This is a genomic window from Shewanella sp. 125m-7 (genome assembly GCF_052977045.1).
Genome location: NZ_JBRILQ010000092.1, coordinates 1 through 1,588 on the forward strand (window position 1 = coordinate 1; position 1,588 = coordinate 1,588).

1 protein-coding gene and 1 pseudogene are annotated in these 1,588 nt (G+C 46.5%); both read left to right on the forward strand.

Features of this window, described 5'->3' with window-relative positions:
* A pseudogene (locus tag ACVBIL_RS20545) lies at nucleotides 1-147 on the forward strand (tyrosine-type recombinase/integrase); the annotation flags it as partial.
* Entirely contained in the window at nucleotides 126-1,244 is a 1,119-nt protein-coding gene (locus ACVBIL_RS20550; protein WP_447168788.1) for an IS91 family transposase, read from the forward strand. The pseudogene ACVBIL_RS20545 and the gene ACVBIL_RS20550, both read left to right, overlap by 22 nt.
* The last annotated feature ends 344 nt before the right edge of the window (nucleotides 1,245-1,588 follow it).

Sequence of the window (1,588 nt, forward strand, 5' to 3'; positions counted from 1 at the left end):
CCGCTTAACCAGCTACAGCAACAGCTTGGGCACCAAAGTATTAAGAGCACAGAGCGCTATTTACATTGGTCACCAGAGCTCGGGCATCAAGGAATTGATTTACTTGCTAACTTAGGAGGTTTGTCATGGCAAACTCCTATCACCTGAGTGACGTCTTTAACCGCCATTTACCAAAGTATCAACAAAGTCATAAGCTAACGTCACGACAAACGATGGTGTGCGAGCATATTCAGACTTGTCGAACTCAAGCATTAGGTGAACAGCAGTGGCGTTGTGGCCAGTGTCAGTATGAGCAGCGAGTCTTTTGCTCCTGTGGTGATAGGCACTGTCCTCGTTGTCAGGGTAAACAGACCCAAGCGTGGATAACAAAACAGCAAGCAGAGGTATTGTCTTGTCGTTATTTTCACTTAGTGTTTACCTTGCCGCACGAGCTGAATATTTTGGCGCATTATGCTGCCAAGAAATTATATAGCGCCTTGTTCGCGGCAGTGTGGCAGACCCTAAGCCAGTTTGGAATGTCGCGTAAACACCTGCAAGGTCAACTCGGCGGCACTGCGGTGTTGCATACTTGGGGGCAAAATCTGAGTCAGCATATTCATCTGCACTGCTTAATCCCTGGAGGGGTGTTAACCGCGCAAGACATTTGGCATGGGGTGCAGTCTGATTATCTGTTTCCCGTTAAAGCGCTTGCCACCGTGTATCGAGCTAAGATGCTGCAAGCACTCAGGGCGCGCGAGCTTGATGTTCCGGAGAGTGACATGCTCATGAACAAGCCTTGGTGTGTGTACAGTAAAGCCTGCTTGAGTCGTGCGACGACGGTCGTGAAGTATCTAGGCCGTTATACCCGTAAAGGTATGCTGCATGAGTCAAGAATTAAAGCCGTGACTGCTGAGAGTGTCAGCTTTAGCTACACAGATTATGCCGACAGTAATAAACGTAAAGTAATGCAACTTGATGCTGAAGAGTTTATCCGGCGCTATCTATTACATGTGCTGCCTAAAGGAGTGATGCGAGTACGGCACTTTGGCTTTTTAGCCAATGCTTGCAAGCGGAAAAAACTGGGGAAAATCAGACCACAGCTCCCCTTAGTACAGCGCGAGCCTGACAAGTCTGTAGCTGAACAAGACTGTTTGTGGCTGTGTCCGAAGTGCCAGCAAGGCTATTTACAGTTCATCGGGATCATCGAGCCGCAGTTGTTGGCGTTAGCGCAAAAGGCAGGAGTTCCATTTCGACTGACAGGCTGACTGTAATGCACAAGATAAAAGCGATGACGCATAAGTTGTAGCTAACAATTTTGGGTAAAACCTTGCTATGAAAATATGCGAGTAAAATGCATGCGGCTTCAATGATAGGAAAGGTTATGCATATGCCGTTTATCATGATGTTTTGCAGTAAAGAGGTGCTAATGAAACATCAAAATAATAAAGAAGACCAATCAATTACCTTCCGTCGCTTAAAAAAACGACTACCACAGAAAAGCAAACTCCTATAGCATAAAGCATACCAAATACATGGATGTGGCATCGGCCAAGTCCAACAAGCGATTTGTGCCTTGCAGACAGCGCAACGCACAAATACTAAGACGTTA